Annotated in this window: 9 protein-coding genes; 4 read left to right on the forward strand and 5 right to left on the reverse strand. The window is 66.3% G+C overall.

Annotated elements, in window-relative coordinates; genetic code table 11:
• Positions 1–132 precede the first annotated feature (132 nt).
• Positions 133–606, forward strand: coding sequence for a hypothetical protein (locus C1926_RS08560; protein WP_108758886.1), 474 nt, complete (start codon positions 133–135; stop codon positions 604–606).
• A gap of 28 nt (positions 607–634) precedes the next feature.
• Here C1926_RS08560 and C1926_RS08565 read toward each other — a convergent pair whose 3' ends face one another.
• Together C1926_RS08565 and C1926_RS08570 are read right to left on the reverse strand one after the other, a co-directional pair.
• Positions 635–3,922, reverse strand: a complete 3,288-nt coding sequence (locus tag C1926_RS08565) for a transporter substrate-binding domain-containing protein (protein ID WP_159095053.1) — start codon at positions 3,920–3,922, stop codon at positions 635–637.
• Positions 3,923–3,976: 54 nt separating this feature from the next.
• Entirely contained in the window at positions 3,977–4,633 is a 657-nt protein-coding gene (locus tag C1926_RS08570) for a response regulator transcription factor (RefSeq protein ID WP_343125650.1), read from the reverse strand.
• 420 nt (positions 4,634–5,053) lie between these two features.
• Here C1926_RS08570 and C1926_RS08575 point away from each other — a divergent pair, with 420 nt between their 5' ends.
• Complete coding sequence (locus C1926_RS08575) at positions 5,054–5,389, forward strand: hypothetical protein (RefSeq protein ID WP_159095054.1); 336 nt, start codon at positions 5,054–5,056, stop codon at positions 5,387–5,389.
• Between the two features lie 87 nt (positions 5,390–5,476).
• On the opposite strand, the gene C1926_RS08580 is transcribed toward C1926_RS08575, so the two are convergent.
• Positions 5,477–8,701, reverse strand: a complete 3,225-nt coding sequence (locus C1926_RS08580) for an autotransporter outer membrane beta-barrel domain-containing protein (protein ID WP_108758890.1) — start codon at positions 8,699–8,701, stop codon at positions 5,477–5,479.
• Positions 8,702–9,030: 329 nt separating this feature from the next.
• Between C1926_RS08580 and C1926_RS08585 the strand changes: the two genes are divergently transcribed.
• Both C1926_RS08585 and C1926_RS08590 read left to right on the forward strand, forming a co-directional pair.
• On the forward strand, positions 9,031–11,451 hold the full coding sequence (locus C1926_RS08585; protein ID WP_108760655.1) for an autotransporter outer membrane beta-barrel domain-containing protein: 2,421 nt from the start codon (positions 9,031–9,033) through the stop codon (positions 11,449–11,451).
• Between the two features lie 499 nt (positions 11,452–11,950).
• The gene (locus tag C1926_RS08590) at positions 11,951–12,352 is read left to right on the forward strand and encodes a hypothetical protein (RefSeq protein ID WP_108758891.1); all 402 of its coding nucleotides are present in this window, start codon (positions 11,951–11,953) and stop codon (positions 12,350–12,352) included.
• Between the two features lie 158 nt (positions 12,353–12,510).
• Here the strand turns inward: C1926_RS08590 and C1926_RS08595 are convergent, their stop codons facing one another.
• Positions 12,511–15,621 (reverse strand): efflux RND transporter permease subunit, encoded by a 3,111-nt coding sequence (locus C1926_RS08595; protein WP_108758892.1) that lies wholly within the window; start codon positions 15,619–15,621, stop codon positions 12,511–12,513.
• Positions 15,621–16,787, reverse strand: a complete 1,167-nt coding sequence (locus tag C1926_RS08600; RefSeq protein WP_108758893.1) for an efflux RND transporter periplasmic adaptor subunit — start codon at positions 16,785–16,787, stop codon at positions 15,621–15,623. The genes C1926_RS08595 and C1926_RS08600 overlap by 1 nt, the downstream gene beginning before the upstream one ends.
• Positions 16,788–16,862 lie beyond the last annotated feature (75 nt).

Genomic DNA, 16,862 nt, shown 5'->3' on the forward strand with positions numbered 1-16,862 from the left:
GCGGGAGGCGGGTTACAGCAGCCGACTGGCCGAGGCGGATTGTACGCCTTCGATGCTGCGTCGCAATATGGCGCTGTTCATCCAGGTGGCTTTGCGTAGAATTCCCGGCCCGCACGCAAAGGAATGACTGCAATGACGCTGTCCCCCACCCGCACGTTCGCCCCGATCATCGCTGCCCTGCTGGCCATGCCGGCGGCACAGGCCGCCACGACCATCGACGCGGCGCACTGGCAGAAGCTGGCACCGACCCTGCAGGCCGCGCTGGAATGCCGCGCCGACCCGGACGCCGCCGCAGCCGCCCTGGCAGGCCTGTCCAGCAAGCTGGATGGCACCGACGAACCGATCAAGCCGCCGGTGCCGTTCACCGTGTTCGGCCTGCACGTCCGCTCGGTGTCGGTCTACATCGATCCCGATGGTGAACTGGGCGCCAGCTACACCGCCCAGCTCTCGGCCAACGCCGCCGCGGTACGCACCGCCTCCAAGCTCGGCCGGAAGCCCGAGCGCGATACCAGCATGGGTGTGCTGTCGATCGCCCAGGACGGCTCGGCACAGCTGACCTGCCTGGTCTATGGCGGCTACGACGAGCGCGACTACCAGGAACCCTGAGGCACCTGCCAGACGCGCGCCGGCTCCGTCACAGCGGGGCTGGCGCGTGCAGCGCTGCGCGCGCGCACAGCGACAGCTGCACAATCGCGGCACCCGCCGCCTGCAGGAAGTGCTCTACCTGCGGGTGCAGCGCGCAGCCGCCGCTGTACGCCTCCTCAAGCCGCTTTCCTTCGTCGGCCAACGCAATCAGACCGGTCACCGCCAAACCACCGGTGATGCGGTGGATGCGCCGGCACGCTTCCTGTGCATCCCCCGCCCGCAGTGCCTGCCGAAGGGCGGGCGCATCCTCACCGAACGCGACGGCGAGAACATCGACCATCTGCACGGCCACCGCCGCGCCCCCCAACTGGCGGCAGAGCGCCTGCCAGGCGTGGTCCGCCACCGCCTGCAGCGCGTCCGGGGCACCCGTGTCGCAGGCGCGACCCCCGAGCGGCTGCACCCGGCCCGATGGCGGCCCAACTTCATCGCCCCCCAGAAGCGACATCATCGTGGAACGAAGCGCCGCGATATCAAACGGCTTCAGCAGCACACGGTCCGCCCCGGCCGAGGTGCATGCCTGCATGACCGCGTCGGACGTGCTGGCCGTCATCGCCACCATCGGCAGCCGCGCCATGGCTGCATCGTCCGACCCGCGCACGGCCCGCATCAGCGCATAGCCATCCATGCCGGCCATCTGGCAATCGGTCAGCAGCAGGTCGATGTCGCCCGCGCGCTTCAACCTCTCCAACGCCTGTGCACCGTCGGCGGCCACAACAACGTCCTGGCCCAGGATATCCAGCCGGTACTGCATCATCAGCCGGTTCGCGGCATCGTCTTCGGCCACCAGCACCCGCCAGCGGCGCGGCATGGGCGGCGTCGCCTCCTCCGCATGCTCCCCGGCCTGCCGCTGTGCCAGCGGCGCCTCCAGGACGAAGCTCACCTCAGTGCCGCGGCCGAGCGCACTGCTGATGACCACGGTTCCGCCCATCAACTCGACCAGGCCCTTTACGATCGCCAGGCCCAGGCCGGTGCCACCGTGCTCCTGTGCCGTGGCAGCGGTTGCCTGCACGAAGGGCTCCAGCACACCCTGCAACTGTTCGGCGCTCATGCCGATGCCGGTATCGGCAACGGCAAAGCGCAGCCGCTGCGTCGCTTCCCCGGGCCGCGGCGCAAGCACGTCAACGGACAGGTCAATCGAACCCTGCGCCGTGAACTTCGTGGCATTGCCCACCAGGTTCAACAGGATCTGGCGCAGCCTCAGTTCATCCAGCAGGTACGCCGGCGCAAGATCACGCTCAATCCGGATGTTGAGCTCAACGCCCTTGCGCCAGATGTCAGGCTCCATCAGTTCACCGATGCCCGACATCAGCGCGGTCACATCGGTCGCGGCGGGATTGAGCTGCATGCCACCGCCCTCCAGCCGCGAAACATCCAGCACATCGTCCAGCAGCAGCCGCAGGGTGCGGGTGGCCTCGCCGACGATGGCCAGGATGTCCGTCTGGTCCGGCGTGAGTTCCGTGCCATCCAGAATTTCGACCATGCCCATGATGGCGCTCATCGGGGTGCGTATCTCGTGGCTCATCGTCGCCAGGAACCCGGCCTTCGCCTCGGCCGCCCTTTCCGCCAGCGCCCGCGCGCGCTCCAGTTCGACCTCGGTCTCCTTGCGCCGCTGCACCTCGCGTGCAAGCCGCACCTGGTTCCAGCCCTGCACCAGGATGGCGGTCAGCAGGATGCCAAGCACCGGTACCAGCCAGCGCCAGAGCGTGGCCCAATCCACCCCGTTGCCGTAGCTCACCGCAATCCACTTGCTGCGCAGATCCTGCTTCTCCCCTGGATCCATCTGCGACAGCATGCGATCCATCACCGTCACCAGCGGTGCATGCCGGCGCTGTACCGCGAAACTCAGCTCGTCGGAGAGCCCGGTCGTGGCCACCACCTCCAGTTGCCCCGAATGCCGGGCGCGGATCACCGCGTCGATGGCGGCCAGGTTGCCAACATAGGCATCCGCATTCCCCGCAACGACGTCCTGGAGGCCGCGCTCCGTACTCGGCACCGGCACCACCCGCGCCCGTGGTGCGACCGACTGCACGTACCCGGCAAGCCGGTCCGGGTCAGACGACGCAACGCGCAACCCGTTCAGATCGCCCAGCGAACGGATATCGACCCCATCCCGAGCAGCAACCACAACGTTGGCGACCGTTGCAAAGGGCTGGCTGTAGATCCAATCCTCGCCCAGCCACGTGCCATCGCGCGGCACGGCCACCACCACGTCCACGGCCTCCTCGCGTATCGCCTCGCGGATGCTTTTCCACGGCGCCGCCTGCACCGGGCTGAACTGAGCGCCGATCACCCGCAGCTTGCGAAGGTATTCACTGGCCAGTCCCGAGGGGCGCCCGCTCCTGTCGGCAAACGCAATCGGCGCGAAATCGCTGGGCCACCCCACGCGCAACGTGTGGCGCATCGCCTGCTCTTCCTCGGCGCTCAAGGCGAACTCGCCCCGTTCGTTCCAGGCAAGCGGGGCCAGCCAGCGGTCGCGGTACGCCTGCCGCTCCGCGGCGCTGAGCGAACCGAGCGCCTCATTCAGGGCCTCCACCAGCGGCTGCTTCGCATTGGGCACCGCAAAGTGCAGCAGATCGTTCGGCAGCCCACTCGGACGTATCAGCGCCAGCGCCTGGAAGCGCGGGTTCTGCAGCAGGCGCGTTGCCACCTGCGCGTCGCCCAAGAAAACATCAGCGCTTCCCTCGGCGACCAGTTCCATCGCCTCCAGGGGCGCTGAAACGCCGATGTGCACAGCCTGCGGAAACCGCTTCCTCGCATATTCTTCCGTTGCAGCACCCGCCGTGGTCACCAGACGCACGCCCACCAGGGCCGGGTCGGCGCGCAGCTGGGGGTCATGGGGGTACGCAATCAGCCCGACCGGGGCCTCTGCATAGGGGTCCGTATAGACCAGGCAGCGGGTGCGGCCGGCGCTCAGCGAGACGTTCATCAGCACGTCGACACGGCCTGAGCAGGCGGCAGCCAGAAGTTCCTGGAAACCACTGAACCGCTCGAAGCGAAGCGTCAGCCCCAACCGCTTCGCCAGGTCGGCAAGCAGCGCTGGCGAAAGCCCCGCGGGCTGACCGTCTTCCACCATTTCGAACGGAGGCCAGTTCCCCACATACCCCACCACCGCCACCGGCCGTGCGGCGATGAACCGCTGTTGGGCAGGGCTGAGGTGCATGGCCGAAGAGGCGTGGCCGCCGGCAGCAGAGGGTTCTTCCCCGCGCGCACCCGCAGGTGGTGCAAGCACGCACAACAGGAACAGGGCAGCAAGCGCCGCCACAAGTCTCCGGGTCAAGCCAGTGTTCTCCTTGCTGGGGTAGTTGGACGGTCACCGCTGCCGGCATGGCGGTCAGCCGGTGCGGACGCCCCCTCGCAGCGATCTCAGATAGGTATAGAGCTGCATGGTGTCGACCAGGCCCAGCTTCTTCATCGCACTGGTCTTCTGCTTGCTGATGGTCGCCACGCTGCGCGAGCTGCGCGCGGCAATGGCCGTGACCGAAAGGTTGTTTGCGAGCTGCCTGAGCACGTCGATCTCGGCCTTGGTCAAGTCCGCTTCGGGAAGAGAGACCTCAGGGACCAGGTCTTCACCCTGGAAACTTTTTCCGACATGCGTACCGGCGCGTTCCACATTGCGCAGCGCCTCGAGCAGCTCGTCAACATCATCACGCTTGGACACCACGCCACTGACGCCCAGCCCGACCAGGGCATCGACGATCACCGCGCTGCCCGAGATCGTCAGCACCACCACTCTCACTCTTGGGTAGCGGCGCCTGAGCAGCTTGATCAGGGCCAGGCCGTCGGTGGATCCCGCCTGCGCCATGCTCAAGTCGGTGATGACCAGATCCGCAGATTCCGCCTCGATGGCCTCGACCAGATCCCGGCCGTTTGCGACCTCTGCGACCACATCGCACCGCCCCCAGATCTCTGCAACCAGTTTCATTCCAAGACGTGCGGCAGGGTGATCATCAGCAACGACAACTCTGTACACGGCGCTCTCCCTAGGCACGTCTCAGCGGTGCTGCAACCTTGTTCCCAGTCCCACGATAATTCAATGCAACTACTTGGATATTCCCCTTCTGCGGCGCAGTTCCGGAATTTTCGTCGCGGTATGTGCGGCGCCGATTGACGCAATTGGCGCCGGCCTCAGCGTCTCTAGCGCCGAGCCTACGCTCGGCTGTATTTGCCTTCTGTAGAGTCGAGCCACGCTCGACTGCTCTGCGCGCGGTGAGCCGAGCATGGGCTCGGCGCTAAGGTTTGTCGCAATCTGCACGCATTGACGGCTTTCGCAACGTCGCTGCAAACATTCGTACTTTTTCTACTTTGAAACTTTCCTCATTGGCAGCACGGGCGCCCAATGCGAATCATGTACCGCCACCGAAAACGGGTGGCACGGGCTTGCAATCCCGTCTGGTAACACCAGTTACGCTTGTCTGCCGGCGTCGCCCATCCCCTGTGGGTGGCGCCGGCAGGCATTCTGCCCCCGCCTCCATGGCGGGCGGTGCGTGGGGACTTCGGCCCGCCGGCGTTTCACTGGAGTTACCACCGGTATTGCAACCACGCACCGTCCGCCGCCCTCGCTCTCAAGCAGGGCGGCTTCTTCGCTACATGTCTGACCGTTCTGCTGGAACTGCTGCATGCCAGCGAGCGCGTGCGCGAGGATGGCGATGAGGCGCAGCAGATCGGCAACGACGTGCGCGAGGGCCTGCTGCTGGCCTGCCGTGGGTTGTCCGAATATGTGGACGAGCAGGTGCAGGCAGCCTGACGCACTACGCCGGGCGTGGCCCGGCGCTACCGAAGGGGGTCAGATCCCATTGCAAACGCAATGGGCTCTGACCCCCGCCTTCTTCACTTACCAGCCCAGGCGTACACCCACCTGGGCATTCACATTGCGGTAGCCGTGATCGCCCCGCTCCACGCCCAGGCCGCCCCATGCGCCCAGGCGCTGGCTGATCTTCAGCTCGGCACCGGCCTGCACCTCATAGCGGTTGCGCGGCATATCCGCGCGCAGCGTCTCAGCACTGAAATCAATGGCATTGCGGCCGCTGCTGCGCAGCCAGTTCACGCCCACATACGGCTGCACCACCGTGCCCATGCCTGCGCGCCGGCCGAACGCGCGCACACCCACGCGTCCGGCCAGCCCGCCTGCCTCTGCGCCATCCACGACCGTGCCATTGCTTTCCACGTGTCGATCGGCGTCGTAATCGGTATAGGTCAGTTGCACCTGCGGCTGCACATACAGGTTGCTGGATGCGCCCTGCCACACAGCAAACGTATAGCCGCCCTCCAGCGAGCCGCTGCGCGTGCGCGAGTCGTACGCTTCACGTGCAAGCGCATCGCCCTGCACGCGGTTGCTGAAGCGGCCGTACTGCAGCTGCGCATCCACGTAAGCGCCATCGGTGCCATCGGCCTGCTGCAGCCACGTGCCGTACATGCCTACGGCGGTGCCCTGCACGCGCCCCTTGGCGCTGTAGCCGGTCAGGCGCGATGCGACGGTGTTGTCGGCGCGGCCGCTTCCCAGCATCACGCCGAACGCAGCATTGCCCCGCCGCAGCACGTCGCTGCCGATCTGCAGCACCGAGGTGTTGCCATCCACGGCCAGCTGGTTGCCCACGGCGGTGAAGTCGGCAGTGCTGCGGCTTACGCGTGCCCAGGCGGCACGCTCATCGCCCATCGCAACCGCACCCGTGCGGTCGCCCAGGCGGTGCGCGAACATGTTCACCGCGGCAGACTGGTTGGCCAGGTATGCACCTGCTTCCGGGCGCAGCACCGGCGGCGGGGTAACCGGATCGATTGGGTCAATCGGATCAACCGGGTCGATCGGATCAATGGGGTCCACCGGGTCCACCACGCAGCCCGGCGCGTTGGGATCGTCCTGGCAGATATCAAACCACTGCGAACGCAGGTACCAGTTGCCATCGTTCGGGTCCAGCAGGCCGCCCTTGAACAGGAAGTACTCGTAGGCGCCGCCCACCGCGCGCCCGGCCAGCGAATAGTCCGCCAGCGATGCACCGTCGATGCGGATCAACTGAATGCCATCGAAGGTGGCCGCACCCACGCCGCCGATATTGTTCACCACAATGGACGCATCACCGCTGGCATCGCCGCGCACATGCAGTCGGTCGATGTCCGAGGTGTCACCGGCCAGCGCACCGTTGAACAGGAAGGTGGACCCTTCGCTGTGCAGATCGCCGTCCACGGTCAGAACGTTGAATCGACCACTGCCATCAGACAGCGCCACCACGCTGTCGCGCACGGCAAGATCCTGCACGCGGGCATCGCCGGTCAGCGTCCACTGGCTGCCACCGTCCAGCGCCATGCCCTGCACCAGCTGCGAGCTGCCCTGCCACAGCGCACCGCCGCTCAACAGCACGTGCACCTGCGACTGCGGCACCAGGCCGGCGTCCTCGTCTTCGGGGGTGATGACGATGTCGCCCACCATCTGCGAACCACCCTCCAGCTTCACATCGAAGCGCCCGGCCACCGCAGCATCCAGCGCCAGCGCGATGCCGTTGCCGCCGGACACCAGCGCGCCGTTGCTCAAGGTCAAACCCGGGTCGCGGCTGCTGCGCACCCACACGCCACCGTGCTGCGCGCTGACCAGCGAGCCGCCGTCGATGGACAGCTTGCCGTTTTCGTTGATGACCGCTGCCCACGCGTCCTCGCCTTCCGCGCGCACATGGGTATTACTGACCGCCAGCTCACCACGACCATGGGCATAGAGGCCATGCGCTTTGCTGCCACGGGTGGTCACGAACGCATCGGCCAAGGCCACATTGCCCCCCTGATACGCCACTGCGCCCATCGCTTCGGCGCCCTCGGTCAGCACGGTTCCTCCGCTGAACTCCAGATGCGATGCCGGGCCGGTACGCGGATTTGCATACACGCCGATGCCACGCTCGCCGGTGGTATGGATATGGCTGCCCGTGATGTCCGCGTGGCCGCCACCGAGGTGCGCGATACCATAGCCATCAGCGCCCGCAGCCTTCACCGTCGACCCGCTCAGTTGCAGGGTGCTGTTTTCCCACATCACGATGCCGCTGCCATTGCGGGCATTGATGGACGCGCCGGCGATGTCTGCTGCATTGTTCCGCGCATTCAGGTCAATGCCGTCCCCCAGCGAATCCACCGAGCCGCCTCGCATTTCCAGCGTGGCGTCGGGATTGAGACGGATACCTGTTCCGCCGACCACGTCCACCTCATGAAGTGCCAGTGACCCGCCGTCTGAAAGGAAGATGGCGGCACTTCCCGTCGACGCCGAGGTGATGGTGCCTCCGCGATACTCCAGGTCCCCGCCCACCAACAGCGCGCTACCCGCAGTGGCCGGCTCAAGGCGGATATCCACATTTTCCAGCAACGCCCTGCCACCGGCCTGGACGGTGACACCACCACTGCTGGCAGCGTTGCCATTGATCACGCTGGAACGCAGCGACAGATCGCCGCCGTTCTCAATCAGCATCGCGGCTCCCGAGGACTGGTGGTCAACGACAATGCCCTCGGCCTGCAGGGTACCCGCAGCCACCTGCAGCGCACGGCCCTCACGGCGCGTTTCGATGGTGCTGTTGCTCAGCACCGCGCTGCCGCCGTTGACCAGCACGCCCGTGGACAGCGGACCGGCCACCACGATCTGCACATTCTCGGCCTGTACGGCACCGCCGCGCACGGCAATGCCGTGGCTTTCGTTGCCTTGGGTTTCGATGCGGGTACCGGCCAGGCTGACCTGGCCATCGTTGAGCACCGAGACACCGGCCGCACCATGGCCGATGGTGGTGATGCTGCCTCCGGCCAGCGCCACGCGGCTGCCAGCGCCATCCACGTGTACCGCCGCCGCGCGCAATCCCTCGGTGCGCAGGTTCACTTCGCCGGCCGGCACGATGGTGCCGCCGTTGATGGCATAGAACGCATGGCCGGCGGGGTTGCCCGGTTCCACCGGATCGGTGGTGGTGTAGTCACCGGCGGCCGGCGTCTGGTCATCGCCATCGGCCACGACCTGTTGCGCCAGGGCCGGCAGCGGGCCTGCAAGCGCCAGGGCCAGTGCTGCGGCCAGCGTGCTGCGAATGGGGGTGAGTGTGTGCATCGCATGTCTCCTGGGGAAGGAGCACATGCTGGTGCGGGTGCAACACGACGCCTATAGAAAGCGTTGCAAGCCGGGTGCGACAGGCGGCCGCAGTGTTTACCGGCACCTGAATCCGCCAGCTCACCAAGCGGTTTTTACAACTAGTTGCATGGGACGCGATCGGGGCCAGACGGACACTTTGGGTCGATCAAGACAACTTGCTGCGCGAACGGCCGCATCAGTCACTACGTCTTCACACGGCACTGGCATATACATCACCTCGCTGAACAAGGGTGTATGGACTTGATGCCAATGCCGTCGCCGTCATCACCATCGCAAAGGACATGACCATGATCCACCTGCCCCGCCCTGCATCGCTCCCGACCCTTCGCCCGCTGGCCCGCAGCCTGCTGCTGGCGCTCGCCACCCTGCCACTGGGCACGGCGTTGGCCGGGGATCTCGACAATGAGGATCGCCAACTGACGGCAACCGATCCGGTTGAAGAATGGACGCTGATCAATGGATCGAACCTGACCGGCAACGACGCACAGACGAACGCCATTACGGCCAGTGATACCTCCACTGTGGAGCTGGTGGGCGGCACCGTGACCCGCGTAGGCCTGGGCGCGGCGAGCCAGACGTCTGTCACGCTCGAAGATGACGCGCGTCTGACCGCCACCGGCACCCACTTCCGTGGTGGCGGCATTCACCTGGCCGGCGGCAACACGTCTGCCGCGTTCACTGGCGGCTCCATCATCGTCAACGCCGCCGACATGCGGCCCACGGCAGCGGCCTCGGTCGGTGTCGACTTGTCGCGCAACATTGCAGGATCGGGTGATCGCGATCCCTATGCCCTGCTGAATGGTGTGCAGGTGCGGGTGGAAGACGCGCCCAACTCTGCCGCGCAGCCCTACAACAGTGGTCTGGGTGTTCGCCAGCAGTTCGGCCGTCTGGACATCACCAACGGCTCGAATGTCTACGGCGCCAACGTGGGTGCAATGCTGTGGGGGGAAACCAACCCGGCAGGCCGGGTGACCCTGAACATCGACAATTCCACGGTGGCTTCTGGCCGCGGCGCGGCCATCCAGGTCATGCCATTGGACGAGAACATCTACAACATCACGGTCGCCCGGGGCGCACAGCTGTTGGGTGCTGACGGCAACCTGCTGCTGGTGCGTGACGATGCCGGGTTCGCACTCGGCTCGAGCACGGTGAACTTCAACGTGGACAATGCCCGGTTGGCCGGTAATGTCACCTTCGACCCCACCACCGTCTCCGACGGCACATTGAACGTGTTCCTGCGCAACAAGGCGCAGATTGATGGCCGCTTCTTCGACGTCACCTCCGCCGACATCAGTGGTGACAGCACCTGGCTGCTGACCGGCGACAGCAACGTCGGCCAGCTCACCCTGGGCAACACCGGCACCGTCGCCCTCGGCAATGGCAGCACCTTCAACACCCTCACGGCAGATACCTTCACCGGCAACGGCGGCACCCTGCTGTTCAACACCACGCTGGGCGATGACACCTCGGCCACCGATAAGCTGATCGTTACCGGCGACACCAGCGGCCAGGCCAACGTGCGTGTGCTCAACGCTGGCGGTGCCGGTGCCAAGACCGACAAGGGCATCGAGCTGATCCGTGTGGGCGGCGCGTCCAACGGCCAGTTCGATCTGCAGGGCCGTGCCGTGGGTGGCCAGTACGAGTACTTCCTGTTCAAGGATGCCACCAATGGCGGCTGGTACCTGCGTTCGGAACTGGCCACCGTGCCGGACCCGTGCGTGGTGGACCCGACCCTGCCGGAGTGCCAGCCGATCGACCCGGTGGACCCGGTTGATCCGGTGGACCCGACCCCGGTGCTGCGCCCGGAAGCCGGCGCGTACCTGGCCAACCAATTCGCGATGGACCAGCTGCTGCGCCACTCCTGGCGCGACCGCCAGGGTGGCAGCATGGCCGCTGAGGACGGCGTGCGTGGCTGGGCCCGCGTGGACGCCAACCAGAGCAAGCTGTCGGCGGTGGAAGACCAGCTGGACCTGCGCGTGGACCGCTCGCGCGTGCAGCTGGGCGCCGACCTGGGCGTCTTCGATGGCGGCCGTGGCCGTGTGGGCGTGATGGGTACGCTGGCCCAGTCCAGCGCCACCTCGCGTTCGCTGCTGACCGGCTACAGCGCCAAGGGCAAGGTGGAAGGCGGCGCGCTGGGCGTGTACAGCAGCTGGACCACCGATGCACTATATGTGGATGCCAGCGTGCAGCGCGGCCAGTTCCGCAACCGCGTGCAGGGCGAGGGCTTGGCCGAAGAGCGCTACGACTCGGATATCTGGCAGAGCGCGCTGGAAGCCGGTTACCGCTTCGGTATCGGCCAGATTGGCAACACCACGCTGCACCTGCAGCCGGAACTGCAGCTGGTCTACACCGATGCCAACATTGACCGCCACACCGAAGCCAACGGCACGGTGGTGCGCAGCCTGGGCGACAGTGGCCTGTCTGGCCGCGCGGGCCTGCGCCTGCAGGGCGAAGGCCACAGCACCGCCGGCGCCTCGGTCAGCCCGTACGTGGTGGCCAACTGGTACCGCGATGGCGCCAGCAACGGCATGGCGTTTGACGATGAAGCGCTGAAGGCCAGCGTACCGCGCAACCGCTACGAGCTGAATGCCGGCGCGCGCGTGGACTTCCGCTCCGGGCTGAGTGCCTGGGGTGGCCTGGGCGTGATGCGCGGTGACCATGGGTACCGCGAAGCGACTGCCAACCTGAGCGTCGCATACAAGTGGTGAGGCAGAACTGAAACGGCGCCGGAGCAATCCGGCGCCGTTTTTGTTTGCACGACGCAATGCCTTTGTAGAGTCGAGCCATGCTCGACTGCTTTGCGCGTGGTGAGTCGAGCATGGCTCGACTCTACAGTTCTGTCGCAATCTGCACGTTCTGATGGCTTTCGCCACGTCGCTGCAAACATTCGTATTTTTTCTACTTTGAAACTTTCCTCATTGGCAGCACGGGCGTCCAGTGCGAATCATGTACCGCCACCGAAAACGGGTGGCACGGGCTTCCAATCCCGTTAGGTTGATGTGTTGGTTACGCTTGCCTGCCGGCGTCGCCCATCCCCTGTGGGTGGCGCCGGCAGGCATTCTGCCCGCGCGTCTATGGCGGGCGGTGCGTGGGGGCTTCGGCCCGCCGGCGTTTGCATCAGCCTCCGGTATTGGAACCACGCACCGTCCGCCGCCCTCGCTCTCAAGCAGGGTGGCTTCTCTTTGCCGCATGCATAAGGAAGCCGTCATGAGCACCACACGTTACCCCTACCTCTTCGCCACCCTGGGCGAGGCCGCCAACACGCTGCCCGATGAACTCGCCCAGCCGCTGGAATCCACCCTTGCCGCCCAGCAGTCTGGGGAAGGCATCACCCTGCTGGGCAGTCTGCAGCGCATCCGACAAGTGGAAGGCGCCGATGGCCAGCCGCTGCGCCGCAAAGGGCGCAACACCGGCCAGTGCATGGCCCTGGCACGCATCAACCGGGCAAACGCCGGACTGACCGTGCTGCTGGAGCTGCTGCATGCCAGCGAGCGCGTGCGCGAGGATGGCGATGAGGCGCAGCAGATCGGCAACGACGTGCGCGAGGGCCTGCTGCTGGCCTGCCGTGGGTTGTCTGAGTATGTGGATGAGCAGGTGCACGTGGCCTGAGGCCATTCCGCCGGGCGTGGCCCGGCGCTACCGGATGCAATTCCGCCGGGCGTGGCCCGGCGCTACCCGTAGATTCCTGTAGAGCCGAGCCCATGCTCGGCTGAAGTGCCTGTACGAACTGCAGCCGAGCATGGGCTCGGCTCTACAGCGGGTCGGCACTATCGACGCCCAAACGTGCGCATGACGATCACGAAGAACAGCGGCACGAACACCAACCCCAGCAAGGTACCCACCAGCATCCCTCCCAGCACACCGGTGCCGATGGCCCGCTGCGCGCCCGAGCCAGCGCCGCTGGCCAGCACCAGCGGCAGCACGCCCAGCCCGAAGGCCAGCGAGGTCATGATGATCGGCCGCAGGCGGTCGCGCACGGCGTGCAGCGCGGCGTCGATCAGCTCAGCACCGTTCTGCAGGTGCTCCCGCGCGAAGGCGACGATGAGGATGGCGTTTTTGCTGGTCAGGCCCACCGTGGTGAGCATGGCCACCTGGAAGTAGATGTCGCGTTCCAGCCCGGCAACCGTGTTGGCCAGCACCGCCCCGAGAATGCCCAAGGGCGCCACCAGCAGCACCGCCGTCGGCACCGCCCAGCTCTCGTACAGGGCGGCCAGGCACAGGAACACGACCACGATGGAGAGGACGAAAAGCAGCAACGCCTGCGCACGCGATTCCTGCTCCTGCACCGCCGCACCTGTCCACTCCACGCTGAACCCTGCGGGCAGCTCTGCCGCCAGCCGCTCGATCTCCGCCATCGCCTCGCCCGACGCAATGCCCGGGGCCGGCTCGCCCTGAATCTCCATGGCCGATACACCGCTCTGCCGCTCCAGACGCGGCGATGCGTGCGACCAGTCCGCACGCGCAAACGAGGCGAAAGGCACCATGCTGCCCTGCGCGTTCTTCACCGACCACAGGTTCAGATCGTCCTTCTTCATGCGGAAGGGCGCATCCGCCTGTACATACACACGCTTGGTGCGGCCACGGTCCACGAAATCGGCCACGTAGCGCCCGCCCCACGCTGCGCTGAGGGTAGCCAGTGCATTGGCGGGGTCCAAACCGTGCGAACGCGCACGGGCGGTGTCCACGTCGATCTTCAAGGTGGGTGCGTCTTCCATGCCGTTGGCGCGCATCCGGGCGAGCACTGGATTCTCTGCGGCGGCGGCGAGCAGCTGGTCACGTGCTGCTGCCAAGGCCGCATGCCCGTGCCCCGCGTCGTCCTTCAGGAAGAAGCTGAAACCGGAGACCTCGCCCAGGCCCGGCACAGGCGGCGGCGAAAGCACGTACATGCTGGCGTCGCCGTGCCTGGCCAGGGCCTTCGACGCGCGGGCCACAATGGCGTCGGCCGAATCTGCCGCCGGTCGCTCGGACCAGTCTTTCAGGCGCAGGAAGGCCAGGCCCGAGTTCTGTCCCATGCCGGAGTAGTTGTACCCGGCGACGGTAAACATCGATTCGACAACCGCGTCTTCCTGCAGGAAGTAGTTCTCCACAAATGCGAGCGCGTCCTGTGTCCGCGACAGTGTGGAGCCCACCGGCGTCTGCACCAGAACCACCAGCGTGCCCTGGTCTTCATTGGGCAGGAAGGAGCTGGGCAGGCGCACGAACAGCGCGGCCATCACCGCGCTGAGTGCCAGGAAGGCCAACAGGAAGCGCCGGGGCCGGGCGAGGATGCCGCCGACGCCGCGCTGGTACACCGAACTGGCGCTGTCGAACCGCCGGTTGAAGGCGCCGAACAGCCGCCCAAGCACGCCTGTCGCGGCATGCCCGCCGCCGTGGGCAACGGGCTTCAGCAGCGTGGCGCACAGGGCTGGGGTGAGGATGATCGCAACGATGACCGACAGCGTCATGGCAGAGACCAGCGTGGCAGTGAACTGCCGGTAGATGACACCTGTTGCGCCCTGCATGAAGGCCATCGGCACGAACACGGCCGACAGCACCACACCAATGCCCACCAGGGCACCGGTGATCTGATCCATTGATTTGCGCGTGGCATCGCGTGCCGAGAGCCCTTCCTCGGCCATGATGCGCTCGACGTTTTCCACCACCACGATGGCATCGTCCACCAGCAGGCCGATGGCCAGCACCATGGCGAACATCGTCAGCATGTTCACCGAGAAGCCCAGGAACGCGAGAATGCCGAAGGTGCCCAGCAACACCACCGGCACGGCGATGGTGGGGATGAGTGTGGCCCGCAGATTCTGCAGGAACAGATACATCACCACGAATACCAGCACGACCGCTTCCAGCAGGGTCTTGACCACGCCCTTGATGGACAGCCGCACAAAGGGCGTGGTGTCGTACGGAACTACCGCTTTCACCCCCGCCGGCATGCCCGGGCCCAGTGCTTCCACCGCTTTGTCGATGGCCGCCCGGGTTTCCAGTGCGTTGGCCCCCGGCGCGAGCGAAATGCCGATGCCAGCGGCGGGCTTTCCGTTGAGACGGTTGCCGAAGTCGTAGCTCTCCGCCCCCAGTTCAATGCGTGCCACATCGCCCAGCCGCAGCACGCCACCGTGCTCTTGGCTGCGGATGACCACCTGGGCAAACTCGGCCGCCGTGCGCTTGGGCGAGGCCCCTTCAATGAACGCGCTCAACTGCTGTTCCTGCACGGCCGGTGCGCCGCCGATCTCACCCAGCGGCACCTGCAGGTTCTCCGCGCCGATGGCGCTTACCAGCTCGTCCACGGACAACTGGTAGCGGTCCATCTTCACCGGGTCCAGCCAGATACGCATCGCGTACTTGCCGCCAAACTCACGCACCTGCCCCACCCCGGGCACCCGCCGGATGGCGTCGGCCACGGTAGAACCCACGTAGTCCGATACATCGGCCTCGTTCATTCGCCCGTCTTCAGAGACAAAGGCCAGCATCTGCAGGTAGCCACCGTTCGACTTGGTCACGGCCAACCCGCGGCGCTGCAGCGCCTCGGGCAGCGATGGCATGGCCAGCTGTACCCGGCCCTGCACCTGGGTCTGCGCCTGGTCCAGGTCGATGCCGTTCCTGAAGACCACGTTGATCATCGCGTAGCCACCGTAGGAGTAGCTCTGCGAGGAGAAGTGCAGCATGCCGTCCAGCCCCGCCAGCTGCTGCTCCACCACCTGCACGACCGTCTCCTCGATGACACTGGCCGACGCGCCGGGATAGATGCCGGTGATGGTGATGGTGGGCGGTGCCACGTCCGGGTACATCGCGACCGGCATGCGCACCAGGGCCAAGCCGCCCACCAGCATGATGAGCAGCGCGATGACCCAGGCAAAGATGGGGCGATCGATGAAGAAGCGTGCCATCAGCCCTCCCGGGTAGAGGATGCGGTATCGGTTGTGCCTTGCGCGTGCCCGCTCCATTCCACGGGAGAGATGCGGCTACCCGGTTGCAGCTTGTGCTGGCCCTGCACCACCACGCGCTCGCCGGCCTGCAGGCCGTTTTCCACCAGCCAACGCTCGCCCAGTGCCCGGCCCAGCTGGACGGCGCGGTTGGCGACCGTCCCCTCACCGTCGACCACCATGACGTGCGTCTTGCCGGATGCATCGCGCGAGACGGCCTGCATCGGCACCAGCAGTGCATCACGGCGCACGCCGGCGCCGAGGGAAGCCGATACGTACATGCCCGGCAGCAGGACACCATCAGGGTTGGCAACACGGACCCGCAGTGCATACGTGCCCGTGGCCGGGTCGACGCTCACGTCGGAGAATTGCAGGGTGCCGGTCTGCTGCAGGCAGCTGCCATCCTCCAGCTGGATATCCACCGGCAGCTGCCGGTTATCCCGCAGCCGCCCATCGGCGATATCCCGCCTGAGCTGCAACCACTCGGCAGCGGACTGCGAGAGGTCGACATACATCGGGTCAAGGCCGCGCACCGTGGTGAGCGCCACGGGCTGGTGCGAGCTGACCAGCGCGCCTTCGGTCACGTTGGATCGCCCGACCCGGCCACTGATGGGTGCGGCGATACGCGCGTGATCCAGCGCCACCTTTGCGGTCTGCAGCGAGGCCTGCGCCATCTGTATTTCCGCTTCGGCACGCTGGTGTGCCGCCGCCGACCGTTCCTTGTCCTGCTGGCTGGCCAGTTGCGCTTCGGCCAGTTGTGCCAAGCGCCGAGCCTCCTCGCGGGCGGCACCACAGGTGGCGTAGGCATAGTTCAAGCGTGCTTTGGCTTCATCCCGACCTGCACGCAGCGTGATGTCGTCAAGCTGATAGAGCGGCTGCCCGGCCTGGACCTGGCTGCCCTCTTCAAACAGGCGCCTGGCCACGATGCCATCCACCTGCGGGCGAACTTCCGCCTCGTGGGCGGCAACGGCCCTGCCAGGAAGGACCACATGGAGTGCGGCGTCCTCGGTCTGCAGGGTCTGGACCTGCACCGAGAGAAGCTCGGCGGCGGCATCCGGTGCGGAGGGCGAACAGGCCGCGAGGAGAGTGGTAAGGGCGAGTGCAGTGAATCGTTTAAGCAGGAACTGCATGGGCGGGGCTCCATGTTGGCAGTGGGCTCCGCCCGCATGCGTGCATGCGACGGCGGAATGACGTCCGCCATTCAA

The organism is Stenotrophomonas sp. ZAC14A_NAIMI4_1, from assembly GCF_003086915.1.
In the GTDB taxonomy this organism is placed as follows: Bacteria; Pseudomonadota; Gammaproteobacteria; order Xanthomonadales; family Xanthomonadaceae; genus Stenotrophomonas.

What these genes read in the sequence shown, in the direction of transcription:
- C1926_RS08560 (WP_108758886.1), top strand. Translation starts at nt 133, where the DNA reads ATGACGCTGTCCCCCACCCGCACGTTCGCCCCGATCATCGCTGCCCTG.
- C1926_RS08580 (WP_108758890.1), bottom strand. Translation starts at nt 8,701, where the DNA reads ATGCACACACTCACCCCCATTCGCAGCACGCTGGCCGCAGCACTGGCC.
- C1926_RS08585 (WP_108760655.1), top strand. Translation starts at nt 9,031, where the DNA reads ATGATCCACCTGCCCCGCCCTGCATCGCTCCCGACCCTTCGCCCGCTG.
- C1926_RS08590 (WP_108758891.1), top strand. Translation starts at nt 11,951, where the DNA reads ATGAGCACCACACGTTACCCCTACCTCTTCGCCACCCTGGGCGAGGCC.
- C1926_RS08595 (WP_108758892.1), bottom strand. Translation starts at nt 15,621, where the DNA reads ATGGCACGCTTCTTCATCGATCGCCCCATCTTTGCCTGGGTCATCGCG.
- C1926_RS08600 (WP_108758893.1), bottom strand. Translation starts at nt 16,787, where the DNA reads ATGCAGTTCCTGCTTAAACGATTCACTGCACTCGCCCTTACCACTCTC.